This window comes from Actinomadura sp., from assembly GCF_044508335.1.
Classification (GTDB): domain Bacteria; phylum Actinomycetota; class Actinomycetes; order Streptosporangiales; family Streptosporangiaceae; genus Spirillospora.
This window is the reverse complement of the sequence record NZ_JBIQHY010000013.1, coordinates 74,016-97,869: the sequence shown is the minus strand read 5'-3', so window position 1 is coordinate 97,869 and position 23,854 is coordinate 74,016. Positions and strand designations below refer to the sequence as shown.

General features: G+C 67.1%; 22 protein-coding genes, 1 tRNA gene and 1 pseudogene. 14 read left to right on the top strand and 10 right to left on the bottom strand.

The window, feature by feature from the left end:
• Window positions 1–112: 112 nt before the first annotated feature.
• Entirely contained in the window at window positions 113–1,159 is a 1,047-nt protein-coding gene (locus ACIWVC_RS07940; RefSeq protein ID WP_396446354.1) for a slipin family protein, read from the bottom strand.
• A 244-nt stretch (window positions 1,160–1,403) separates the two neighbouring features.
• On the opposite strand from ACIWVC_RS07940, the gene ACIWVC_RS07935 reads away from it, so the two are divergent.
• On the top strand, window positions 1,404–2,399 hold the full coding sequence (locus ACIWVC_RS07935) for an ArsA-related P-loop ATPase (RefSeq protein ID WP_396446355.1): 996 nt from the start codon (window positions 1,404–1,406) through the stop codon (window positions 2,397–2,399).
• Between the two features lie 217 nt (window positions 2,400–2,616).
• The gene (locus ACIWVC_RS07930) at window positions 2,617–3,774 is read left to right on the top strand and encodes an ArsA family ATPase (RefSeq protein WP_396446356.1); all 1,158 of its coding nucleotides are present in this window, start codon (window positions 2,617–2,619) and stop codon (window positions 3,772–3,774) included.
• Window positions 3,775–3,895: 121 nt separating this feature from the next.
• Here the strand turns inward: ACIWVC_RS07930 and ACIWVC_RS07925 are convergent, their stop codons facing one another.
• Together ACIWVC_RS07925 and ACIWVC_RS07920 are read right to left on the bottom strand one after the other, a co-directional pair.
• The gene (locus ACIWVC_RS07925) at window positions 3,896–5,290 is read right to left on the bottom strand and encodes a hypothetical protein (RefSeq protein ID WP_396446357.1); all 1,395 of its coding nucleotides are present in this window, start codon (window positions 5,288–5,290) and stop codon (window positions 3,896–3,898) included.
• A gap of 370 nt (window positions 5,291–5,660) precedes the next feature.
• On the bottom strand, window positions 5,661–5,975 hold the full coding sequence (locus tag ACIWVC_RS07920) for a WhiB family transcriptional regulator (protein ID WP_396446358.1): 315 nt from the start codon (window positions 5,973–5,975) through the stop codon (window positions 5,661–5,663).
• Window positions 5,976–6,311: 336 nt separating this feature from the next.
• Here ACIWVC_RS07920 and ACIWVC_RS07915 point away from each other — a divergent pair, with 336 nt between their 5' ends.
• Entirely contained in the window at window positions 6,312–8,609 is a 2,298-nt protein-coding gene (locus ACIWVC_RS07915) for a penicillin-binding protein (protein ID WP_396446359.1), read from the top strand.
• 33 nt (window positions 8,610–8,642) lie between these two features.
• On the opposite strand, the gene ACIWVC_RS07910 is transcribed toward ACIWVC_RS07915, so the two are convergent.
• Window positions 8,643–9,095 (bottom strand): GatB/YqeY domain-containing protein, encoded by a 453-nt coding sequence (locus tag ACIWVC_RS07910; RefSeq protein ID WP_396446360.1) that lies wholly within the window; start codon window positions 9,093–9,095, stop codon window positions 8,643–8,645.
• Between the two features lie 94 nt (window positions 9,096–9,189).
• Here ACIWVC_RS07910 and ACIWVC_RS07905 point away from each other — a divergent pair, with 94 nt between their 5' ends.
• The 7 genes from ACIWVC_RS07905 (at window position 9,190) to ACIWVC_RS07875 (ending at window position 14,164) form a co-directional block, all read left to right on the top strand.
• On the top strand, window positions 9,190–10,086 hold the full coding sequence (locus tag ACIWVC_RS07905; RefSeq protein ID WP_396446361.1) for a metallophosphoesterase: 897 nt from the start codon (window positions 9,190–9,192) through the stop codon (window positions 10,084–10,086).
• Complete coding sequence (locus tag ACIWVC_RS07900; protein WP_396446362.1) at window positions 10,083–10,670, top strand: class I SAM-dependent methyltransferase; 588 nt, start codon at window positions 10,083–10,085, stop codon at window positions 10,668–10,670. Before ACIWVC_RS07905 ends, ACIWVC_RS07900 begins: the two co-directional genes overlap by 4 nt.
• A gap of 76 nt (window positions 10,671–10,746) precedes the next feature.
• Window positions 10,747–10,820 (top strand) — tRNA-Pro (locus ACIWVC_RS07895).
• 333 nt (window positions 10,821–11,153) lie between these two features.
• Window positions 11,154–12,416 (top strand): helix-turn-helix transcriptional regulator, encoded by a 1,263-nt coding sequence (locus ACIWVC_RS07890; RefSeq protein ID WP_396446363.1) that lies wholly within the window; start codon window positions 11,154–11,156, stop codon window positions 12,414–12,416.
• A gap of 171 nt (window positions 12,417–12,587) precedes the next feature.
• Window positions 12,588–13,046, top strand: a complete 459-nt coding sequence (locus tag ACIWVC_RS07885; protein WP_396446364.1) for a glycine-rich domain-containing protein — start codon at window positions 12,588–12,590, stop codon at window positions 13,044–13,046.
• A 136-nt stretch (window positions 13,047–13,182) separates the two neighbouring features.
• Window positions 13,183–13,857 carry a class I SAM-dependent methyltransferase gene (locus ACIWVC_RS07880; RefSeq protein ID WP_396446365.1) on the top strand — a complete coding sequence of 225 codons (675 nt, stop codon included), beginning with the start codon at window positions 13,183–13,185 and terminating at the stop codon, window positions 13,855–13,857.
• Window positions 13,858–14,035: 178 nt separating this feature from the next.
• Window positions 14,036–14,164 carry a hypothetical protein gene (locus tag ACIWVC_RS07875; RefSeq protein WP_396453952.1) on the top strand — a complete coding sequence of 43 codons (129 nt, stop codon included), beginning with the start codon at window positions 14,036–14,038 and terminating at the stop codon, window positions 14,162–14,164.
• 6 nt (window positions 14,165–14,170) lie between these two features.
• Here ACIWVC_RS07875 and ACIWVC_RS07870 read toward each other — a convergent pair.
• Window positions 14,171–14,266, bottom strand: a pseudogene (locus ACIWVC_RS07870) (RNA polymerase subunit sigma-24); the annotation flags it as partial.
• A gap of 833 nt (window positions 14,267–15,099) precedes the next feature.
• Here ACIWVC_RS07870 and ACIWVC_RS07865 point away from each other — a divergent pair.
• Window positions 15,100–16,845, top strand: coding sequence for a DUF262 domain-containing protein (locus ACIWVC_RS07865; protein ID WP_396446367.1), 1,746 nt, complete (start codon window positions 15,100–15,102; stop codon window positions 16,843–16,845).
• 453 nt (window positions 16,846–17,298) lie between these two features.
• On the opposite strand, the gene ACIWVC_RS07860 is transcribed toward ACIWVC_RS07865, so the two are convergent.
• The 4 genes from ACIWVC_RS07860 to ACIWVC_RS07845 form a co-directional block, all read right to left on the bottom strand.
• On the bottom strand, window positions 17,299–17,499 hold the full coding sequence (locus ACIWVC_RS07860) for a helix-turn-helix transcriptional regulator (protein WP_396446368.1): 201 nt from the start codon (window positions 17,497–17,499) through the stop codon (window positions 17,299–17,301).
• A gap of 11 nt (window positions 17,500–17,510) precedes the next feature.
• Window positions 17,511–18,080, bottom strand: a complete 570-nt coding sequence (locus tag ACIWVC_RS07855) for a hypothetical protein (RefSeq protein ID WP_396446369.1) — start codon at window positions 18,078–18,080, stop codon at window positions 17,511–17,513.
• A gap of 227 nt (window positions 18,081–18,307) precedes the next feature.
• Entirely contained in the window at window positions 18,308–19,852 is a 1,545-nt protein-coding gene (locus tag ACIWVC_RS07850; RefSeq protein ID WP_396446370.1) for a relaxase/mobilization nuclease domain-containing protein, read from the bottom strand.
• Window positions 19,849–20,337, bottom strand: a complete 489-nt coding sequence (locus ACIWVC_RS07845; protein ID WP_396446371.1) for a MobC family plasmid mobilization relaxosome protein — start codon at window positions 20,335–20,337, stop codon at window positions 19,849–19,851. The genes ACIWVC_RS07850 and ACIWVC_RS07845 overlap by 4 nt, the downstream gene beginning before the upstream one ends.
• A gap of 458 nt (window positions 20,338–20,795) precedes the next feature.
• Between ACIWVC_RS07845 and ACIWVC_RS07840 the strand changes: the two genes are divergently transcribed.
• Window positions 20,796–21,965 carry a hypothetical protein gene (locus ACIWVC_RS07840; protein ID WP_396446372.1) on the top strand — a complete coding sequence of 390 codons (1,170 nt, stop codon included), beginning with the start codon at window positions 20,796–20,798 and terminating at the stop codon, window positions 21,963–21,965.
• A 32-nt stretch (window positions 21,966–21,997) separates the two neighbouring features.
• Here the strand turns inward: ACIWVC_RS07840 and ACIWVC_RS07835 are convergent, their stop codons facing one another.
• Window positions 21,998–22,384, bottom strand: coding sequence for an ATP-binding protein (locus ACIWVC_RS07835; RefSeq protein WP_396446373.1), 387 nt, complete (start codon window positions 22,382–22,384; stop codon window positions 21,998–22,000).
• A 447-nt stretch (window positions 22,385–22,831) separates the two neighbouring features.
• On the opposite strand from ACIWVC_RS07835, the gene ACIWVC_RS07830 reads away from it, so the two are divergent.
• Both ACIWVC_RS07830 and ACIWVC_RS07825 read left to right on the top strand, forming a co-directional pair.
• Window positions 22,832–23,593 (top strand): Scr1 family TA system antitoxin-like transcriptional regulator, encoded by a 762-nt coding sequence (locus ACIWVC_RS07830; RefSeq protein WP_396446374.1) that lies wholly within the window; start codon window positions 22,832–22,834, stop codon window positions 23,591–23,593.
• On the top strand, window positions 23,590–23,790 hold the full coding sequence (locus ACIWVC_RS07825) for a DUF397 domain-containing protein (protein ID WP_396446375.1): 201 nt from the start codon (window positions 23,590–23,592) through the stop codon (window positions 23,788–23,790). The genes ACIWVC_RS07830 and ACIWVC_RS07825 overlap by 4 nt, the downstream gene beginning before the upstream one ends.
• The last annotated feature ends 64 nt before the right edge of the window (window positions 23,791–23,854 follow it).

The window sequence follows — 23,854 nt, the reverse complement described above, 5'->3', positions numbered from 1 at the left end:
CCTAGCCGCACAGCAGGCCCGGACGCCCGGAGAACGAACGCGAGCGGCCCCGATCTGCACGCCCGCAAGCCACTACCTGGCGCTTTGGAGGCCCGCTCCTTGGCCAGGCGTGTCAGCTGGGTCGGCGGGTTTCGTGGGAGCGGTCGGGTGCCAGGTCCGACGCGGGGTCGCCGCTCGTTATGCCGCGGCGGTCGCCGGACGACGAGGACTCGTGCTTCGGTTCGTCCAGGCCCAGGACCGGCGGGACGTCCTCGGCCGACTGCAGCGACGAGGTCTGCTCCGCCGCCTTGGCCAGGTCCTCCTCGGCCCTGGCGAGGCGCTCGGCCAGGCCGGGCTTGTCCTTCTCGTCGCCGGCCTCGGACTGCCGCCCGGAACCGCCGGCGGCCCGCTCGAAGAACCGCAGGATCTCCACCGGCAGCGGCATGACCAGCGTGCTGTTCTTCTCGGCGGAGACCTCCACGACCGTCTGCAGCAGCCGCAGCTGGAGGGCCGCCGGGTCCTGCGACATGATCTCCGCCGCGGCGGCGAGGCGCTTGGACGCCTGGAACTCGCCGTCCGCGGTGATGATGCGGGCGCGGCGCTCCCGCTCCGCCTCGGCCTGCCGGGCCATCGAGCGCTTCATGCCTTCGGGCAGCGAGACGTCCTTGATCTCGACCCGCTCGATCAGCACCCCCCACGGGCCCTCGGTGATCTCGTCCATGATCACCCGGAGGCGCTTGTTGATCTTCTCGCGCTCGCCGAGCAGCTCCTGCATGTCGGCCTGGCCGATCACCGACCGCAGGGACGTCTGCGCCACCTGCGACACCGAGTGCCCGTAGCTCTGCACGTTGACGATCGCCTTCACCGGGTCGACCACCCGGAAGTAGACGACGGCGTCGACGCGGACGCTCACGTTGTCCTGGGTGATGCCGTCCTGCCCGGGCACCCCCATGGTGATCGTCTGCCGGCTGACCTTCTGCATCCGCTCCATGATCGGCACGATCGCGGTCAGGCCGGGCTCGCGCACCGCGCGGGGACGCAGCTGCCCGCCCCGCTGGACCTGCCCGAACCGGAACACGACCCCGTGCTCGTACTGCTGCACCACGCGGACCGACGACGCCAATACCAGCAGGCCGCCGACGAGGATGATGAGCAGGATGATGAGTGCCACCGCTTCCATCACGGGCACCTTTCTCGCGTGGACGGCCGGGCCCGGGGATCGCCCGGACGCCGGCGGAACTCTGAACCCGCGAGGATCCAGACGGAACCGCCCGCGGACGGCTCACGTTTCCCAGCTAACCGCGCGGGCACGCCCGTGTACAACGCCAGCACGGATGATCTTGCACGGAACCGTGTCAGGGATCACTTGCATACGGGCGGGCGCCCTCTGAAGTGTTTGCCGAGTGAACGATATGGTCGATCGGGTGAGCGCGAGAGACACCGACTGGGACGGCGTACGCCTCCATGTGGTCACCGGGAAGGGCGGCACGGGCAAGACGACCGTCGCCGCCGCCCTCGCCCTTGCCCTGGCCGCCGGGGGACGCAAGGTCCTGCTCGTCGAGGTCGAGGGACGCCAGGGCATCGCCCAGCTCTTCGACTGCCCGCCCCTCCCGTACGAGGAGCGCCGCGTCGCGGTCGCCCCGGACGGCGGGGACGTGTACGCGCTCGCCGTCGACACCGAAGAGGCGCTCATCGAGTACCTCGAGATGTTCTACAACCTCAAGCGCGCCGGGAAGGCGATGACCAAGCTCGGCATCGTCGACTTCGTCACCACCATCGCCCCCGGCCTGCGCGACGTCATCCTCACCGGCAAGACGTCCGAGGCGGTGCGCCGCAAGAAGAAGGACGGCGCCTTCGTCTACGACGCCGTCGTCATGGACGCCCCGCCCACCGGCCGCATCACCAAGTTCCTGAACGTCAACGAGGAAGTCTCCGGGCTCGCGAAGGTCGGCCCCGTCCGGAACCACGCCGACACCGTGATGAAGGTCGTCCGCAGCCCCGAGACCGCCGTGCACTTCGTCACCCTCCTCGAAGAGATGCCCGTCCAGGAGACGATGGACGGCATCCGCGACCTCACCGCGGTCGGCCTCCCGGTGGGCGGCGTCATCGTGAACATGGAGCACGAGCCCGTCCTCAGCGAGGACGACCTCGCCGCGGCCGCCGCCGGCACCCTCGACACCGACGAGATCGTCCGCGGCGTGAAGGCGGCCGGCCTGGAGCACGACGCCGAGCAGATCGCCGCCGTCCTCGCCGCCGAGGCCGCCGACCACGCCCGCCGCACCGCCCTCCAGCGCCGCGAGAAGGAGCGCCTCGACTCGATCGACCGCCCCCGCTACACCCTCCCGATGCTCTCGGACGGCATGGACCTCGCCGGCCTCTACGACCTGGCCGCCGCCCTCCGCGCCCAAGGCGCCGCATGACCACCCGCCCCGCGGCCCGGAGGCGCCTCCCGCCGGCCCCACCTGACCACGCCGCAGAACCGAGGACGCGCGACCGGGCACCGACCGGCGCCGCGTCGCGGCCGGGCGTCTCCTGGGTCGCCTCGGCGGCGACGCACACGACGAAACCCGCCGCGGTACGCCGGCGTGCGGAGCGAGCCCGGCGGGTCGCCGGACGCGGAACGGCAGAGGTGAATCGATGAGCCCGACCAGCAAGACTCCTCCCGTCCTGGACGTCGACGCGCTGCTCGACGACCCGCGCACGAAGATCATCGTGTGTTGCGGTTCCGGCGGGGTCGGGAAGACGACCACGGCCGCGGCGCTCGGGGTGCGCGCCGCCGAGCGGGGGCGGGACGTCGTCGTCCTCACCGTGGACCCGGCGCGGCGGCTCGCCCAGTCGATGGGGCTGTCGGAGCTCGACAACAACCCGCGCAAGATCGAGATCGAGGGCGACGGCGAGCTGCACGCGATGATGCTCGACATGAAGCGCACCTTCGACGAGATCGTCGAGGCGCACGCCGACCCCGACCGGGCGAAGCAGATCCTCGCCAACCCCTTCTACCAGTCGCTGTCGTCCAGCCTGTCGGGGACGCAGGAGTACATGGCGATGGAGAAGCTCGGGCAGCTGCACCGCTCCGGCGCCTGGGACCTGATCGTCGTGGACACGCCGCCGTCCCGGAACGCCCTGGACTTCCTGGACGCCCCGGAGCGCATGGGCCGCTTCCTCGACGGCCGGTTCATGAAGATCCTCGCCGCGCCGGCCAAGACCGGCGGCCGCTTCGGCGTCAAGGTGATCAGCGCCGGGTTCGGCATGTTCACCGGGGCCATCAACAAGGTCCTCGGCGTCCAGCTGCTCCGCGACGTGCAGACGTTCGTCGCCGCGTTCGACACGATGTTCGGCGGGTTCCGGGAGCGCGCCGAGAAGACCTTCAAGCTCCTGCAGACCCCCGGCACCGCGTTCCTCGTCGTCGCCGCCCCCGAGCCGGACGCTCTCCGCGAGGCGTCCTACTTCGTGGAACGCCTCGCCGAAGAGCGCATGCCGCTCGCCGGGCTCGTCGTCAACCGCGTCCACGAGTCCGCGGGCGACGCGCTGTCCGCCGCCCGCAGCCAGGCCGCCGCCGAGACGCTGGAGGAGCGCGGCGAGCACGCGCTGACCGCGGCCCTGCTGCGCCTGCACACCGACCGCATGCAGCTGGCCGCCCGCGAGGAGCGCCTCCGCGACCACTTCGCGTCCGCGCACCCGACCGTCCCGGTGACGGCGGTCCCCGCCCAGGCCGAGGACGTCCACGACCTGGACGGCCTCCGGCAGGTGGGCGAGGACCTCGCCGCCCCGACCTCGGCCCCCACCGCCGCCTGACCCGTCCCCATGCGTCCTCCCCGGAGCCGGTCGTTCCCTGCCGCCTCCACGGTGGCCCCGGCTCCGGGCGCGCACCACTAGAACTCGCTTCTGTGGATAACCGGCCCGCCGCCGCAGGGGGCTATTTGGCGTCCTTCGGGACGTACAGGCGGATGTCGTCCACGTATGCCGAGCCCTCGTAGTAGTTGAGGTGCGGGTCGCCGATGATGAAGGAGTCGGGGTAGGCCGAGCCCTTGGGCCAGGTGTGCTCGGTGACGTACGTCCCGGCAGGGCCCTTGTGGAGGAGCCGCCGGTCGAAGCGGCCGTCGTACTCGCCCGGCGTCTGGTTGTAGTGCCAGATCGGACGGCCGTCCTCCACGAAGTCATGGTGGACCCGCAGCGTGGCCTGCCCGATGTGGAGGAACGGGCCGCTCATCTCCAGCGTGTACCCGGTGGCGTCGCGCTCCACGGCGAAACGGTACGCGGCCTCCGGCATGAGCTCCGGCCGGATCTCGGCGCTGGCCAAGTGCTCCTTGAACCGTCCGCCGGGGCCGTACGGCTTGTCCATGGAGACGTTCCCGCAGGCCGTCTTGATGTAGTACTCGTTGCTGATGTTGTTGTTGGCGGCCTCGCGGAACTTGTCGCCCCGCACGAACAGCGCGTTGATGCCGTTGAAGGTGCCGTCGAACGTCCGGTAGATCTTCCCGGTCTTCGGGTTGCAGGTCCCGGCGTTCTTCCAGCGGGCGTCGTCGCTGTAGTAGCCGTCCATGATGACCTTGCGCCGGTAGTGGATGCCCGGGTTGCCGTGCGGCGCGGGCGTCGCGTAGTCGAGGATCGTCAGGTAGTAGAACCCGTTCTCCCGCGTCACGTCCGGGTACTGGCAGCGCGACTTGCCGGGCAGCGCGCCCTGGAACGTCCACGGGTAGCGGGTCTTGCACGGCTCGCGCCGGTAGCCGTTGTGCTTGCCGCCGTAGTCGAACGTGCCGTGCCGCTTGCCGCCGAAGTCGATGCCGCGCAGCGTCATCTCCACGCGGTAGCGCGGCGGCAGCGGGCGCGTGGGTCGGATCAGCACCCCGGCGTCCCAGCTCGGCTCGGAGATCCGCGCGACCTTCTGCCCGCCCGGCAGGGACGCGCTGGACAGCCCCGGACGCGAGTCGGGACGGCCGTCGCGGTCCTTGTCGACGGCAGCGATCTCGGCGGTCAGCCATCCGCCGCGGCCGAACTCGACGCGCTTGCGGAACACGTTCAGGGTGGCCAGCTGCTTCTTGAACAGGGGGCCGCTGATCTTCGTCCACGCCTCGCCGTCGTCGTCGAACGCGTCGACGTTCCACGGGCTGTGCGGCCCCTGCGGGTCGAGGCGCCACGGTGCGCCGTCGATTCGCAGCGGCCGGTCGAAGCCCTCCTGGGCCATCAGCACCCACGGCCCGGTGCGGTCGGACGCGGTCCCCGCGGCGGCCGGCCAGGCCGCGGACGCCGCGGCGGTCGCTCCGGCGGCCACTCCGGCGGCCGCGACGGTGATCTTCCAGCGTCCCCTCAAGACGTGCCCCCTCGGTCCGGTGAACGAAGGCGCGCCGCCTCCCAAGATCGGCACGCCGGCACGGACACTACGGTGATCACGCCCCCGACCAGCGGCGATGTGCTGCACGGCGGCGCTATCTTGATCGTCCCTTGGCGAACTCCGAGGGGACGCTCATGCCCGGAGGCCAACGACCCGAGGGCCGGTCACGCCTCCGGAACCCTGCTCCGCCCAGCAAGGGACGACCCGCTCCCCGGAAGCACCGCCGAGCCGGAAACAGGACGCGGCCGCGGGCCCGCACCGCGAAAACGGTGCGGGCCCGCGGCCGCACTTTATTGGACTGTGCCGCTGCCGGACGCCAGGACGAGCCGCGCACGGCCCGCCCCGAAGGTCAGCTGGCGACGAGCTCCTGCTCGTCCTCCGTCTCGACCGACCGCTCGTACTCCTCCTTCGCGGTCTCCAGCAGGTCGCGCCAGGACCGCACGTCCGGCCGCCGCCGCAGCAGCGCCCGGCGCTCGCGCTCGGTCATCCCGCCCCAGACGCCGAACTCGATCCTGTTGTCGAGGGCGTCGGCGAGACACTCCGTCCGCACCGGGCAGCCGCGGCAGATGAGCTTGGCCCGGTTCTGCGCCGCTCCCTGCACGAACAGGGCGTCTGGGTCCGCGTTACGGCAGGCGGCGCGGGCGGTCCAATCCGTGATCCACATCTTGGCCCCACTCCCCTAGGGTCTGTGTCGATTTGCGCTCCTTGGCCGGACGGGCGCGGACGTCAGGCCGCCAAACGAAAGCCGTGGGGAAGAACTTACGGAAGCGAGGGACGTTTCAACAGCCCCCGATGGGCCCATTCTCGATATAGCCCACCGGGGCCATACCGCCGGAACGGACTAGTTACCTGTAGTTGACGCGCCAGACACGACGCAGGTTGTCATGATGAGGGCATACCGGACGAACGTCTCGCCCGGAACGGCCGGCGGCCGGAATCACCGGCGGACGCTGGGGGACGTGTCCCTAATGCACCTCTCGTCCCGCGTACCCTAGACCCCGTGCGCGTTGCGAAAACAAACCGGGTCAAGGATGCCTCCACCCTGCTCAAGCTGCTCGGAGCGGCAGGCGTGGCGGGCCTCATCGTCGCCCTCATCGCGCTGCCGGCCGTCGGCAGCGCCGGGCTGACCGCCCGCGACGCCGCGAACAACTTCGACGACATGGACAGCCAGCTGAAGACCGCCCCGCCGTCCGAGAAGACGGTGATGTACTCCGCGGACGGCAAGCAGGTCGCCACGTTCTTCGACAAGTACCGCGAGTCCGTCCGGCTCGACCAGGTCGCGCCCATCATGCGCAAGGCCATGATCGACATCGAGGACTCGCGGTTCTATGAGCACGGCGCGCTCGACCTGAAGGGCACGATCCGCGCACTGGCGTCCAACGTCGAGTCCGAGCAGACGCAGGGCGGGTCCACGCTGACCCAGCAATACGTCAAGAACCTGCTGGTCGACAGTGCCCGGACGCAGAAGGAGTACCGCGACGCGACGGCTCCCACGGTCGGACGCAAGCTCCGCGAGCTCCGCTACGCGCTCGACATCGAGCAGCGCATGACGAAGGACCAGATCCTTGAGGGCTACCTCAACATCGCCTACTTCGGCGCGGGCGCGTACGGGGTCCAGGCGGCCGCGAAGCGCTACTTCAGCGTCCCCGCGTCCAAGCTGAACCTGGGCCAGGCCGCACTGCTCGCCGGCATCACGCAGAACCCCACCGCCTACGACCCCATCCGCAACCCGAAGGACGCCCGTCACCGGCGTGACGTCGTCCTCTACCGGATGGCTCAGCTCGGGCACATCACCAAGGCGCAGGCCGACGAGGAGGCCGCCAAGCCGATCCAGCTGAACCGCACCGACCCGGTCGGCGGCTGCCAGACCAGCAAGGCGCCGTACTTCTGCGAGTACGTCAAGTACGACATGCTCAACATCCTGTCGGACGGCAAGTACTGGTCGCTCAAGCCGAAGCAGCAGCAGAACATCGTCAACGAACTGAACCGGGGCGGCTACACGATCCGCACCACGATCGACATGAAGAAGCAGCGGGCCGTCGACAAGACGCTCCGCAGCAACGTCGCCCCGGGCGGGAACCGCGTCGCGGCGGAGGCGATGGTCGAGCCCGGCACCGGCAAGATCAAGGCGATCGGCGTCAGCAAGCGGTTCGGCCCCGGCAAGGGCCGGACCACCATCAACCTCGCCGCCGACTACTTCCACGGCCGCAACAACGGGGTATCGGCCGGCTCGACCTTCAAGGTCTTCACCCTCGCCGCCGCCATCGACCAGGGCATTCCGGTCAGCACGACCATCAACTCGCCGCAGACCGCGACGATCGGCGGATACCAGCCGTGCCGCTACACCGGGACCTGGAAGAACAAGAAGTACGACAACGACCTGATCGGCGGCGGCCCGCCCTGGACGGTGTCCAACGCGGGCGACAGCGAAAAGGGCAACTTCAACCTCAAGACCGGCACCTGGCACTCGGTCAACACCTTCTACGCCTACCTGGAGAAGCGCGTCGGCGTCTGCAACGCGGTGAAGATGGCGGAGAAGTTCGGGATGAAGCAGGGCAACGGGAACCCGCTCCTGCCGATCCCGTCCCAAGTCCTCGGCGTCAACGACATCGACATGGTGCACCTCGCCGCCGCGTACGCGGGCTTCGCGGCCCGCGGCAAGTACTGCGCGCCCATCTCCATCACCGAGGTCGTCGACCCGCAGGGCAAGAAGCTGAAGCTGCCCAAGCAGGACTGCCACCAGGCCCTGGACGAGGACGTCGCCGACAAGGTGAACTCGATCCTGCAGGGCGTCCTCACCAAGGGCACCGCCGCCGGGCTCGGCATCGGCCGCCCCGCCGCCGGCAAGACCGGAACCTGTGAAGAGTTCACCTGCGCCGTGTTCGCCGGCTTCACCCCGAACCTCGCCGCCGCCGTCGCCTACTGGGACTACCGCGGCCCCTGGCAGTACAAGGTGTACGGCGTCTACGGCGCGACGATCCCCGGCCCCCTCTGGCGGACCTCGATGCAGCGGGCCCTGGCCGGCGAGCCCGCCCCGGGCTTCCGCACCCCGTCCCGCGACTTCGGCGACACCACCCGCGTCCCGAAGGTGAAGGGCGCGACCGTCGCGGACGCCAAGTCCAAGCTCGCGGCGGCCGACCTGCAGGCCAGGGTCGCGTCCGGATCCGTCGACTCGGATCAGCCGCGCGGGACGGTCGTGTCCACGTCACCCGACGCGGGCACCGAGGTCCCGCCGGGCACCACGGTCATCCTGTACATCAGCAGCGGCAAGAAGCCCGCGCGAGGCCACGACGACTGACCCGCGGGCCCGGCGCCCCCGCCGGGCCCTCCGTCATTCAGCGAGCTGCCGCTTGACCTCGGCGGCGACCCGGCCGCCCTCGGCGCGCCCCGCGACCTTCGGGTTCACGACCTTCATGACCTGCCCCATCGCCCGGGGCCCGGCCGCGCCCGTCTGCGCGATCGCGTCCGCCACCAGCGCGGTCAGCTCCTCATCGGACAGCTGCGCCGGGAGGTACTCCTCCAGCACCGCGCCCTCGTCCCGCTCCGCCTGCGCCTGCTCCTCGCGCCCCGCGTCACCGAACGCCGCCGCGGCCTCGCGGCGCTTCTTCGCCTCCCGGGCGAGCACCTTGACGACCTCGTCGTCCGACAGCTCGCGCGACTGCTTGCCGGCGACCTCCTCGTTCTTCACCGCGGTCAGCGCCATCCGCAAAGTACGCGTGCGCACCTCGTCCCGGGCCTTCATCGCGGACGAGAGGTCGGTCTCCAGCTTCTCCTTCAGGGTCATGCCGAACATCATGCCCGTCCGGCACCTTCTGCCTCATCAGGATTACCGCGCGGTGCCCATCTCTGAAAGCATGGGACCCTGAGAAGGGAGAGTCGTGCGAAAGATCTACGCCGTGCCCCTGGGCCTCCTGGGCGCGGGGGCCGCGACCTTCGGGTACGCCTCGGTGATCGAGCGGAACTGGTTCCGCCTACGCCGCGTCGACGTGCCGGTGCTGCCGCCAGGCCGTCCGTCGGTGAAGATCCTGCACATCTCCGACGCGCACCTCACCCCCGGGAGGACGCGCCTCATCCACTGGGTCCGCTCCCTGGACGCCCTGGAGCCCGACCTCGTCGTCAACACCGGCGACACCCTCTCCCACCGCGACGCGATCGGCCCCTTCCTCGAAGCCCTCGGCCCCCTCCTCGACCGTCCCGGCGTCTTCGTCTACGGCTCCAACGACCTCTTCTCACCGATCTTCAAGAACCCCCTGCGCTACGTCTGGCGGACGAGCAAGTCCGACTACGAGCGCAACCACCGCGAACCCGACCTCCCCTACCGCGAACTCGGCTCCGCGCTCCAGGCCGCCGGCTGGCTCGACCTCAACAACCGCATAGGCCGCCTCAAGGTGGGCGAGCTCGACGTCGAGTTCGGCGGCATCGACGACTCCCACATCGACCGCGCCCGCTACGACAAGATCGCCGGCCCCGTCGACCCCCAGGCCGACGTCCACATAGGCGTCATGCACAGCCCCGAGCCCCGCAACCTCGACCGCTTCGCCGCGGACGGCTACGACCTCCTCCTCGCCGGCCACACCCACGGCGGCCAGGTCTGCGTCCCCTTCTACGGAGCCCTCGCCACCAACTGCGGCATCGACCGCCCCCGCGTGAAGGGCCTCCACAGGCACCGCGGCTCCTGGCTCCACGTCTCCGCGGGCCTCGGCACGTCCCCGAAGGCCCCGATCCGCTTCTGCTGCCCCCCGGAGGCGTCCCTCCTCACCCTCGTCCCCCGGTGAACTGGCAGACCGCCACACTGCTCGCCACCCTCTACGACTATGCCGTCCAGACCCGCACACTCGCCCGCATAGGCGCCCGCGTCCTCTGGAACTACGACATAGCCAACCTCCGGGACGCAATCGCCGCCCAGGACCCCAACGCCCTGACCCTCGACATCCCCTGCGGCGGCGGCCTGGCAGTCGGCGACAACCCCCGCCACATAGCGGCCGACATCTCCCGGCACATGCTCACCCGAGCCCGCCGCAAGACCCGCACCCTCCTCCAGGCGGACATCTACGCCTTGCCCTTCCCGCCCTCCACCTTCGACGCCTGCGTCACCTACAACGGCCTCCACTGCCTGGACGACCCCGCCGCAGCCCTGCGCGAACTGGCCCGAGTCCTACGCCCAGGAGGCACCCTGACCGGCACGACCCTCGTCCGAGGCGCCGGCCGAGACCCCCTCATCACCGCCATGCAACGCGCAGGCATCTTCGGCGCCCCCGGCACGGCAGCCGACCTCCGCACCTGGCTGACCACCGCCGGCCTGACCGCCATAGAACTCACCCCGTCGGGCGCCGTGACCGGCTTCACAGCCCGTAAATAGGGACGCAGCACCCCTCACCATCCGCTACAGTGGTCTAGGCGCCGGGAGCACGTACGACCTCCCGGGCAGCCACCACCGGGGTGTAGCGCAGCTTGGCAGCGCGCTTCGTTCGGGACGAAGAGGTCGTGGGTTCAAATCCCGCCACCCCGACAGAAAACGCCAAGTCAGAGGCCGGATCTCCACACAGGAGACCGGCCTCAAGATCTTTTGTCCGTCATTTGTCCGCGAACTCCGCCGCCACCCACGGACACCGTCCGCCCCGGACCAGCACCGCGCGACAACCGCCCCGCCTGCCCAACGTTCAAACGGGAACCATCCGTCCAGCACCCAAACTGGTCGAACGCTCGCGATGCTGGCAGCGCCTCCAACACGCGACTTCGGGCGATGTAACCGACCCAACACGGCCACCTCACCCTGGCTGCGGACGACTCCCTCGACGGGCATAACTCTCCCGAGCTCGTTCCTCTCATCACGGGGGCCGCCATGAGCCCGAGCCTCGGCATGCTCGTACGCTCCGCCCGCGTCGCCCACGGCTGGACGCAACGCGACCTGGCCAGCCGCCTCCACTGCTCTCGCTCCACCATCTCCCGCCTGGAGACGGGCGCCCAACCTCTGGACGACGTAACCACTCTCCAACGCCTCGCCGAAGTTCTAGAGATCACCCCAACCGCACTGGGCATCACCGCTACGGTGACGATCAACCCACCCGCGGAGGACGATGTGCGGCGCCGCCAGCTGTTGACCGGCCTCGCGGTCACCGCTGCCGCCGCCAGCGCACCAGCCCGTGCCGCCGTCGCAGCAGCGGCCGGCCCCGAAGCCAATCCGCGAGCCTTCCTCCTGGCTCGTGTCCGCGACGCCATGCTCGGAACCGGCCACCCGGGCCGCCCCATACCGTCGCCCCAACTCCGTCCCGCCCTCAGAGCGGCGATCCGTGACTACGACGACTGCCAGTACAGCCGACTCGCCGACGCCCTGCCCCGTCTGATCTACAGCGGACACTCTGCAGGAGAAGCGGCTTGCGCCGTAATCGCCGAGACGTACAACCTCGTCACGAGAATCATGATCAAGCTGGACGATCAGCTCGGCTGGATCGCTGCCGACCGAGCCCGGACCCTCGCGGCCACGTCCGGTAGCCCCCTGGCGGCCGGCGAAGCAGCACGCAACCTCGCTGTGCTGGCCCGCCGCGCGGGATGGCACACCCAAGCGACGCAGATCGCACTGGACATGGCCGAAGACGAGATGCTCCGAGGCCACGACTCCACACTCACCGCCGAACGCGGACTCTTGGTGATGTCAGCCGCCTACACCGCCGCCCACGCCGGCGACCGCTCCGGCATGCGGCAGCTGACAGAACAAGCAGCGGCGACCGCAGCGCAACTCGGCAGAGGAGTACTCCTACGCGACCACGGTGGAGGCTTCAATTCCACCGCGGTCCAGCTCCACCTCATCTCCGCCGAATACGCCGCAGGCGATCCCGCTGCCGCGATCGCAGCCGCCCGTAAGCTCACGCCCCGGTCTCTACCGACTCTCGAACGCCGAGCCCGCTACTTCACCGACATCGCCCGCGCGTACGGGATGTGGGGACGCCGCGACCAGTGTCTACAGGCACTCCTGCACGCAGAGCGCGCGGCCCCTCAAGAAACACACTCCCGCCCCGCCGTCCGCGACTTGGTGACCAGCCTCCTGGTCTCCGGCCGAACGTCTCCAGAACTCCGAGGCCTGGCCGCCCGCTGCGGCATCCCGTGACCTCAACCCTCGACCGTAAGCCCAACACCCGGCCCAGTCCCAGTGGGCGTGCAGAACATGCACACCGCGTCCACGACCTGCACGCCGGCCTCCGCACGTCGCCCCAACCAGCCGACAGTGATGCCAAGACCGCCGAACTCACGGCAGGTCACTCGCTCCAGGAGGCCCACCATGACCACCGGAACTGTTCAGGACGTCGACCGGACGGGCACCAAGCCCAGAGACCCCAAGTCATACGTCGACACGCAAGTGTGGGAGCGGCAGATCGCCCTCCTCGTCCGCGACCACCCCTTCGACACCGTGATGGCCGAGCGTCTGTACGGGCAGGCCGTCGCCTACCTCATCACCGCGATGGAAAAGTGGGGCGAGAATCTGGAGATCGGCTGTGGCCCGCTGGTCGACATCGCCGTCCACGGGTTCATCCTCGACACCCGCAACTACCGCGAGTTCTGCGACCGCCACTTCGGCCGCTTCCTGGAGCACATCCCGGCGATCGAGTTCAAGCACGATGGTTCCGTCGAGCGGACGGCCCACATCATCGAGGCCAACGGCTTCGCGATCGACTGGCCGCTGTGGGAGGCCGACTTCGCCAAGTGCACCCCCTGCTACCCCGGTAGCAACTGCCACTGACCACATCCCGCTGAGGGGCCGGCGCCGCAGAGGCGTCGGCCCCTCGCTGCATTTGAAGACGAACCAGCAGTGTTCTTTTCGCTCCGCGGCTACCGTGACACGGGTCCCACCACCCACTCCTCAGGGGCCCGCACCTATGCCGACCAGCGTCAACGACCGCACCAGCTACTGGGATCACTACGCCGAGGGCGTCACCGACGAAGTGCCAGAGGAGGCCCTCAAGAACGCCTTCGGCTGGACGCAGTACCCCGGCCACGGTCCAGGCGACGAACTGCTCGGCGACCCGCTCACCGCACTAGAACTTGGCTCAGGCCGAGGCGACGCCGTAGCGGCCCTGGCAACCAAGGGCATTACAGCCACCGGGGTCGACATCTCCGAAGCCCAGTGCCAGCGCGCCCGGAACCGCTGGGGCCACCTTCCCTCGGCCCGCTTCGAACACGCCGACGTCATCGACTACCTCACCGCCACAGACCAGCGCTGGGATGCCATCTACTCCATCTGGGGCGCGGTCTGGTTCACCAACCCCGACGACCTGCTTCCGCTCGTCCACGCCCGCCTGAATCCTGGCGGCAAGCTGGTCTTCTCCCACGCCCCGGCCGTACCCGGCTCCTACGGTGTCCAGGGCATCTACGGCGCCGGCTTCACCGGCCCCCAAGTCTGGCTCTACCGCTGGTCCTACGACCCAGACACCTGGACAACCATCCTCCAAGCCCACGGCTTTGTGAGGATCACGTCCCACATAGAGCCGTCTCCGAGCTCGAACCACGTGGGCACCCTCATAACGCAAGCTCGCCATGCAGAGAACGCATGAGCTGCATGACATGACGGCTGGGTACTCGGCAACCAGCAACACGCACCCCGTCCCGCTGGGTGTGGCTAGCCCGCCCGGGGAGCGAGGCAGAGGCGTGACGATGGGGGCGTGGTGGTCGAAGCGGACTATGAGGCCGGATTTGCGGTAATGCTTTCGGGGTAGAAGCGTGTGTCGTTCGGTGAACTCCTATCTCGGAATCCCCCGCCAGGTCTGCGGCGAGGTTCCGGCCGATCTTGGCAATCAAATCCTGCTGCCGCCGCTGCCCGCGGTGCAGGTTCGCCAGCGTCCGCCGCGCGACGCCGTATAGATAGAAGCGCGCCTCATCGCCTGGCGGGACGTCGTCGAGGCGGCGCCAGGCGGCCAGGAAGGTCTCGGCTATCACGTCCGCGGCGTCATCGACATCGCCCATGGGCTGCCGCACGTAGCCCGTGACATGCTCGAGATGAGCCGCGCACAGCTCCTCGAACCGGGCCGAACGTTCGTACCTCAAGCCATCTCCTCTCGGCGGGCGTCCCACGGGGACCCCGCGTGACCGACGGTCGGGGAATGTGCGGCTTCCGGATCAACGCGGCTCCTGGCGCCATCACGGCATCGGACAGCCATCACCTCCTGGTGTTGATGTTCAGTCACCAGTCGACTACCGTCGCAGTAGGTTGCGGATACGATCAACCAGCCGGAACACGATCAGCTATCTGAGCTTGAAATGTGTAGATTCACGCGGCCCATGGGCTCCAAAAAGATCGAATTGTTCTCTGGACACCCGCCGTTCTACGGCTTATTCGGCCTAGCCGACGTCGAGACGGCGGAGCGCGTATCCCCTGGCCGCCAGGTCAACAAGCGAGTCTTGGGACGGCGAACGAGGCAACCTCCTCCCGCAAGGTTCCATCTGCACCCGGAAACCTGCCCCCAATGTCCCACACCGAAGGCAGTTGACATGCTGCTGACGGCGACCCACACCATGACGCCAGCCCCACCTGTAGTGGAGGGGGCCTACCGCAGGATTTCCGCCGCCACTTCGACTGCCTGTGAGGTCGCGCCAGCTGCCTGGACAGGGAAAGATGGATCGGTGATCGAGGGAGGCCGAAGACTTGGGATTCAAGTTCATCGAAGGGCACATGGGCGCACTCAAGGTTGACTACTTCCGCGCAACGCCCCGAAGGCTCTCCTCGATAACTCGCCCTACTACGCAATGAACGGAGAAGCCTGCGTATGTCCTTCCAAACCCCGCTCAGCGTCGAGGAGATGCTCATCGCGATCCACAGGCGCGAGTACCTCATGCCTGCCATTCAACGAGAATTCGTGTGGGGCACCGGCCAGATCGTCAAGCTCTTCGACAGCCTGATGCGCGGCTACCCGGTCGGCTCATTCCTGCTCTGGAACGTCAAGCCGGAGACGGCGCAGTCCTACACGTTCTACGAATTCCTCACGCACTACCACGAACGCGACAATCCGTACGCCGACAAGGCGACAGTACTTGCGGGCACTGGGACGACCGCCGTCCTTGACGGTCAGCAGCGGCTGACGTCACTCAACATTGCCCTGTACGGCAGCTTCGCCGAGAAGAAGAAGTACGCGTGGTGGAACAGCCCGGACGCGTTCCCCGTCAAGAAGCTCTATCTCAACTTGGTCGAGGACCCTAAAGACGAAGAGCTCGGCCTCAAGTATGATTTGCGGTTCCTCACTGACAAGGAGGCCGCAGCCGGGCAGGACGCGGAAGACAAGTGGTTCCGCGTAGGCGCTGTTTTCGACCTTGCCAATGCTGGTCCGGCGATCATGAAGGAGCTGGAGCAGCGGAGAATTGCGAACTCGGGTGCCGCTTTCCAGCGGCTTTACGACCTGTACGAGGCGGTTCGGGTCCTCAAGCCCATGAACTACTTCCTCGTCACAGATCAAGACCCCGACAAGGTGCTGGAAATCTTCGTCCGGGTCAACAGTGGCGGCACCACGCTGTCCTACTCCGATCTGCTGCTCTCCATGGCGACCAACCAGTGGCGGGAACTCGACGCTCGGGAGGAGGTCCGCTCACTCGTGCGCGACCTCAACAGCAACGCTGGGCGTCAGTTCTCCTTTTCCAAGGACGTCGTCCTCAAGACAGCACTCAGCATCGCCGGCGTCGACCTCCGCTTCAAAGTCTCGAACTTCACCCAAGCGAACATGGCTAAGGTCGAGGCCACGTGGCCGCAGATCGAGGGCGCCCTCCTACGAGCGGCGACACTGCTTCAGCAGTTCGGCTACAACGAACGCAACCTTACGGCCAACAGCGTCATCATTCCGATTGCCCACTACCTTCACCTACGGGGTGCAAGTGACTCCTACCTCGACTCCAGTGCCGATGCCGCTGACCGGCTCGCGCTCCAGCACTGGGTCACGCGCTCGCTGATCAAGCGTGGGGTGTGGGGCTCCGGTCTCGACACCACCCTCACCCGAATCCGCGAAGTACTCACCGCCAACACCACTGGCCGTTTCCCGGTCGCCGATGTGGAAGCGGCGATGACCGCGGTCGGCAAGAGCCTGTCGTTCGATGCCGCCGAGATCGACGAACTACTGAATCTCAAGTACGCCGGGCAGCGAACCTTCCCAGTACTGTCCGTGCTATATCCGGGGCTGGATCTCAGTAAGCAGTTCCACGAGGACCACATCTTCCCGAGGTCACGCTTCACGAAGAAGAAGCTCGCCGCGTCCGGCATCCCCGAGGAGAAGATCAACGCCTACCAGGAGACGGTCAACCTCCTGCCTAACCTGCAACTCCTTCCCGGCACCGTGAACGTTGAAAAGCAGGCCACGCTTCCTGCCGACTGGGTCAAGTCCGACACTGCGTTCCCGGACGCCGCAAAGCGGAAGACGTACCTCAGTGAAAACGACCTCGACGGACTGCCGCTGGACCTGGCCGACTACCTCCTCTTCTTCGAGGAGCGCAAGAAGAGGATCAGGGACCGCCTCGTCAAAGCCCTCGGAGCGACGACGGCATCAGAGACCACTGAGGAGTGAGATGTGGCCACCGGCGCCACCGAGACGGACGGCGTACTAACGGATGGTCACGGCGTCACCTCCAGCGCGAACGCGGCCGGTGCCGCCGACCCCCAGGGGTTCGTCAGGTGATGGATGGCTCATGGGATGCTGGGGCCCATCTTGCAGGTGTGCGGCGACTCCATCCCCGGCCTTCTGCAACAGACGACGCGGTAGGCCTTCATGCCTGTGCCAGGTCCCGGCGCGAGCTCAGGCCGAGAGGTCCGCACTGCAGCGTGTACGCCAGCAACGGTGACGGCATGCTCTCACCCAGATCGGCATACTTCGCCCGGTGGATGTGGCACGGCCTGGCCGGTCGCCCTCCATTACCCCGGTGTGCCCCACTTAGGGACGGGAGCCATCGAAGCAGCTGGTAGCCGTGTCGCGGATAGCGCCGCGCTGCCAAGCGCGCCTAAGCAAGGAGGCTTGTCCAGATCAAGGGCTTTCGTTGCTGGACACGAGCTGCTGGAGGTCGGCGGTGACGACTCGGTAGCTGGTGCCGATTCGGATGACCTTGCAGGGGAAGTGCCCCTCGCGAGCTAGTTGGTAGGCACGGGTTCGGCCGAGGCCGAGGGCGCGGGCGGCGGTCTCGATGGTGGTTGTGGTGGGGAGGGCGGCGAGTTCCTCATGGGTCATGGGTTCCATGCTCAGGCCTCCGGGAGGTTCGTGCGGCGGGGGAAGTGGATGGGGTTGTGTCGTTCACCGGCTGGAGGCGGTGCGAGGAGCGTTGGGTCGGTGATTGGTCTGGGGAAGTCGTTCGCCGCTGCTGCTACGCCGGCGTCGTCCTGATGTGTCTCGCCTCTGGTCATCGGGGACGCCTCGCGTCCGCGGGTGGGGCGAGAGTGGACGGCGTTGATGGCGGATTGAGCTTCGCTGAGGGTCGCGCAGAGGGCTTGAGTGTGGCGCCTTGCGTCGGCCAAGGCTTGGCCGTGGCGGCTCAGGACGTCGGTGAGGTCTTCGCCGTCGTCGTGGCCGAGGCGGTCGGCTTGAAGTTCGCGCAGGAAGAAGCGGTTGATCTGGTCGAGGAGCTGATCCAGACCGTAGCTGGCTGCGCTCAGGTTGCCGAGAACGGTGTACGCGGTGGAGGGGAGGGTGAGGCTCGGTGGGCCAGCCGTGGCGTAGTTGAGCTGGCGGACGTGTTCATACAAGTTGACCGCTAGCTGAGCGGTCTCGTCGTCGTTACCAGCGGCACCAGGAGCCGGCATGTAGTCGGTCATGTAGGCATGTCCTTGTGGGTGCGGGTCTCACGTGGGAACTGTGGTCGGTCATGGCTACGCCTCTCTTGTGTGGTGGGGACGAGGTAGCGCAGGTTCGTCCTTCCGAACACTGCACCGGTACATTGCTTGCGCATCGTTAGAGTTGTTTGCGCTCCGTTAGTATGCGACTGCTCTGATCATTACGCCACGACCCCGCGCGGCGTGGCGTGGGAGTCTTGCTGGTCGAGCTACCGCGATGGGCCGCGGCGGCGGTGCGGACCGGGTTGCGGACATGCGGCTCCGGTGGATTGATACGGGCTTTCTGTCAGATGGTGGCTGAGGGGGACGGGGAACGCGGCGGCCGCGAGTCGTGCAGCGTTTTGCCCCGCAGTGAGGTGCGCTGGCATCCGAGGCAACGTCGGGGACGGCGGTCGTGGATCTGGCCGGCCGAGTTTGGTGAGTTGCGCAGCAGCTTTGCGTGCGGCTGCTGCTTGTGCGGCACGGTGCTGGAGCTGCCTAGACTCTGCGATCGCCTCGATTAGGGCGGCGAGTTGCAGCATGAGATGGGAGAGGACGCTCACAAGGTCCGGACGGTGACCGCGTCGTCCTCGGATTTCGGAATAAGCCAGGGCTCGGGCAACCGCGCGAAGGTTCGCGCCGTAGGGCGTCGGTGGTGGCTGGCATCCGTAGGGTTCGCGAGCTGCGCGGTCGTAGAAGTCGGCAGTGCGCGCGAGTTCTCTGTTGCCGGTGATTGCTGCGGTCACGTGTAGGACGTCGGAGGTCGCGGCGGCCACGTCAGCGCGGACGGCCGGGTCCTGAATATGGCGCATCTGCCAGGTGGCCGTGGCGGCGGCTCGGGCGGCCTGCTGGTAGGCCGCAGATCGTTCCTGGCGAGTCAGCTCGATGCTGCGGCTAAAGGCGCGCCGGTCAAAGGGGATACTTCCGTGTGGAGCTGACCAACGGTGGCGGAGTTTGGGGAGGGTGAGGTTGGCGGCGAGCCTTCCTCCGGAGAACCAGACCGGTTGGCCTTCTTGGTTGGTGTGGTGTGGAAGCGCGACCGCGTAACCGGTGATCTCTCCAGGACTGCGGGCGCTCTCACGGGTCTTGACCAGCACTCCAGCATCTTCGAGGGCGGCGAAGAAGTCGTCCTCGGTTTCGGCTCCCGCGGCTGCGGTGGCTACGTGCCGGCGAAGGGTGGTGCGAGGAGGCTCCGGCCAGTTCTTACGATGGGCAAGTTCTGTCTCGGCTCGGGTCGGTCGAGGTGCGGCTGTGCGGTCGGCGGGGGCGGTTCGGGTGAGGCCGTAACGTTCCTCGGCGGTGTGGCAGGCGTCGGCGACCTTGTAATAGTCGCGGTGGACGTTCGGGTTGCGTCCGTCCTCGCGGGCCAGGACGACAGCGAGGTGGATGTGGTCGTCGGCGTGCCGTACTGCGATCCAGCGGCATGCCTGGTCGTCACCTCGGGGGGCGAATCCGGTTTGGTGCATCACCTCTTCGGCGATGTCAGCCCATTCATCGTCCGACAAGGTTCGGTCCTCTGGGGCCGCTCGGATCGAGCACTGCCAGATCGGCAACGCCAGGGGTGTGTGCCGGAGTGTGTCGAGTGGGGATGTCAGGACACCGACCAGGTGGCGGAAGTCCCGATCGCCTCTCGCATCGAGGCCAGGTTCCAGGGCCATGGGGAGTCGGAAACCCGCGACGATGTGCGGATCAATGTGCTCGTTGCGCCGGCCAGGGCCGTAGAGGTAGGACAGCAGCCTTGCGACGCCCTGGCCGCGGGTGACTTTGCCGATCAACGTAGGAGCCGACCGATCTCGACGGACGAAGCGTCCACTCTGCGGAGGACGTTCTCCAGATACGACAATGCAGCAGGCAGTTCCCCAGGCACCTGTCCCGTCGCGTTCGCGATGCGCGCCAGTTGATTGAGGTTCACGCCGATTCGGTTCAACTGTCGCGCGATGCCGCGCAGTTCTTCGCAGAGTTCCGCGGTCGGCTGGTGTCCAAATCTGTGCTGGCGAGTGGCTGCCTGGACGGTGTGGACGATGAATGTTCCGTAGGCGGCTCCTGCTCGTTGGGCTGCCGCACGGATTTCCGTGTACTCCTGGTCGCTGACTCGGAACCTCATCTCCCGATCCCGTCGGCGTCCTCCGCCAAGCTGCGAACGTCGCTGCAGCTTGCGTGTCTGGTTGACCTGTTCGTCGCTCGTCGCTCCACCTCCGATCGACTCGTCCTGGACCGCGCCCGGTCCCGCACCACAGGAGTGTGTGCGGCGGGTTTCCATGAATCCGCAACGTGTCGCGACACGGTCCTACCTTGCAGCCTCTAAGCAGTGCAGGAGCCAAATACTGCCGGCATGTGACTTGCAATCCCTTTCGCCGTTGCGGCGGGTTGGGGCGTGCCGCAGAGTTATGGAGGATTCAGCTCTCCGAGAGGCCGCCAGCAGACTATCCCTCTCGGCTGCAAAGCGCCGTTCAACTCGCCAATGCTCGTCACACAGGGGTAAGTCTCAGCTATTGGGTAAGAGGACAACGGCATCAGCTGGCCATGCCGGCCGTCGCGCTTCGAGAGCAGAACCGCTTCCGGCCGCGCCTGGACGCCGGACAGCAGTCCAAGCGCGCTACATCACAGACCACCTGCTGGAGAGTCAACAACCAATGAGCCGACTCATCGATACTCGTCGCCTGCCAGGAGCCGAGGACCTACTGGGAATCCTTACCAAATCGGGCATATCATGACCGCATGGATCTGCAGGTGATCACACGCGAGGCCGTCCTCCACGCGATCGCCGAGTGTGACGAGCTTGGACGTCACCGTTTCCTAGACCGCTACGGTTTCAACCCAGCCCGCCAGTATTTCCTCTACCACGATGGTGTCTACTACGACTCCAAGGCCATAGTGGGGGTGGCGTACCGCCACGTGACAGGTCGGCCGCTGACCGCCGATCAGTTCTCCGGCGGTCGCCAGACAGTCGTCCGGCTGCTCACACGCCTGGGCTTCGAGGTGATCAACGATGAGCCGGTCTCACCTCGACGGCGCCTGATTGAGATCCTTGAGACGCTACGGATCGCCAGCACCGCTGATGGACCTGCCCGACATCAGCCGATTACCCTTCTCTGGGCGTTCGGAAGGGCAGCACACCGCCGTCCACGCCTTGTGCCCTGGCGAGATGCCCATGCCGAGCTGCGCCAGCTAATGCGCGAGTACGGCCAGCCGAGTTCAAGGCCGACCCCTGAGTTTCCCATCGTTGCACTGGCACATACAGCGCTATGGGAGTTGCCGGGCCATGTTGGAGCCATCCCAGCCGCACACGGCAAACCGATCAGCTGGCTTGAAGAACAAGATCCCTACTGTGGCCTCACGGCTTGGGTGTACGAACTCCTTGCGTCTAGCGAATCGGCCCGGACAGAAGCCATCACGATACTCGGCACGCGTTTTTTCGAAGGTGCCCCGCCAGAGGCGTTGCTGATGCAAATCGGCCTGCACCAAGAACGCGCTGACGTATCACTGGCTACTGAATCAGACCAGCTGGAAGCTTATCTGCGTCTCTGTCGGATTGTAGAGGCCGCTGAAGCACGTGGCGACCACGACCGCACTTCAACCACTGCTCGTGAGCAGCCTGTACGCTCTACGGCCGCCAGCAAGGCCGTACTGATCCGAAGCGGCGGTCAATGCGAGAACCCGCTGTGCACCGGTCAGCCCAATGACGTGACCAGGAACGGTGACCCAATACTTGAAGTAGACCACGTCCAGGATCGAGCCATGTGGGGGCGCGACCACCCTGTTCAGATGATCGCTCTCTGCCCCAACTGCCACGCCATCAAAACAAGAGGTCGAACGGGCGAGCAGCTCAGAGAGATCCTTGCCTCTGAGGCGCGGGCGAGACACACGACTTGGGTAGCCCAAGCCTGATTCCCGCATGCAGGCCAGCGCGCCCTTGGTCGTCATGTGAGTTCGAACCAGGTGTGGAGGCGCCCGCTCTCGTCGGTGTGATACCCAGAACGGGCGGCCAGAGCCTCGATCAGGACGATGCCATGGCCATGGTCGCGGAGCTCCGTACCCTGACGACGGGCCGGCACTGTCGGCCCGCCTGCGTCGATCACCTCGCATCGCAGAGAACTGCCGCAGTCGAACAGGGTGAGGGTGAACGAGCCACCGTGGCGCGAGTCCGAGTGCTTTACGCTGTTGGTGCAGGCTTCGGAAAGCAGCAGTTGTGCTGTCGCCGTACGGTCGGTGTCGCCCAGGACCTCGGCGACGAAGCGGCGAGCCTGCCCCACGCTCTCCGGGACGGCCGACAGGCTCACGCGGCCAAGGACGGTCCATGTCGTCATGAGCTCATCGCTTCCGCGATCACAGGGACGGCCCGGGGATCGGTGATCAAGGCCCAGTCGTTGGACCATACCCAGGCCCACGTCGCCATCTGGGGCGCGGGGACGCAGGCGACGAACCGGGTGGCCTTCGTCCGGTGGTTGGTTACGCGCAGGACGGCGTTCGGCCCTGTCCATAGAACCTCGGGACAGAGCTCGTAGCGCTGCAATTGGTCTGCCAGCCAGGTCAGAAGGTGTTGCCGACGTCCTGGATGCATTTCTTGTTCCAGATTGTCCACTATGACTCGCTTTCCCGATTCCACGCTGCGACCTTGAGGTTTTCGGGACAAGCGTGCTCCGTGACGGTTACGGTGTCCCCGTTCCTTGGAGCACCTGGAAATTCAGCTGACGGGCGGAACGCTCATGCACATCAACGAGTCCCCCGAACCCCGGTCGTCGATGTGGGCTTGGATGGCTTACTACCTGCGATTTCAGCGGATGCAGCACGGCATGTCGGGCCATGCGCTGGCCAGGCTCCTCAACTGCGCCCGTTCCTCGATTTCCAGACTGGAGAACTGCGAGGCGAAGCTGACCGATGCCCAGGCTGCCACCCTGGACCGGGAATGGAACACCGGCGGCACGTTCACGATCATGCTTTGGTACGCGCGGTTGGGACACGACCCCAACTGGTTCAAGAACTTCACCGACTCCGAAGGGCGCGCCAGCGTCTTGAAGATCTACAGCGGCCAGCTGATCCCCGCGCTGCTCCAGACACCCGCGTACGCACGCGCCCTCCTGGTCGAAGGACGCGAGCCGGGCATTGACGCACTGGTCGAGGCGCGCATGGCGCGGCAGAAGATCCTGACCAACGACAGCCCCGCTGACCTGTGGGTGGTGCTCGCGGAGACCGCACTGCCCTGCCTGGTGGGCGGCAAGGCGGTCATGCGGGAGCAACTCGCCCGGCTCATCGAGCTGTCCCATCTGCCCAACGTGATGCTCAGGATCGTCCCGAACACCGCCGGAGCCAATCCGGGACTCGACGGACCGTTCAAGGTCATCAAGGTCAAGGAAGGCCAGGTCGGCTACGTGGAGGCGCCTACCGGAGGCCGTCTTGTTGCGGATGCTTCGGAGGTGGACGGCCTTATTGACAGGTTCGACCGCATTGGGGCGGTCGCCCTCCCCGTAGACTCCAGTCGGAGTCTGATCAAGCACCTGATGGAGACGATGACGTGACTTCCCCCCAATGGCGCAAGAGCAGCCAGTCCAGCGATGGGACTAGCGGCCAGTGCGTGGAGGTCGCCCGGCTGGACGACGCTATTGGCATACGAGACAGCAAGGCACCGAGCAGCGGTCACCTCTTGCTCTCCTCGGAGAGTTTTGCCTCCCTCGTGGCAAGCGTGAAGCGGAACGATCTCAACTTCGTCCGATGACGGTGAAGGCTTGACGGTCCGAGATCTGCCGCGTCACGCGCAACCGCCGCGCCACCTCCCGCGG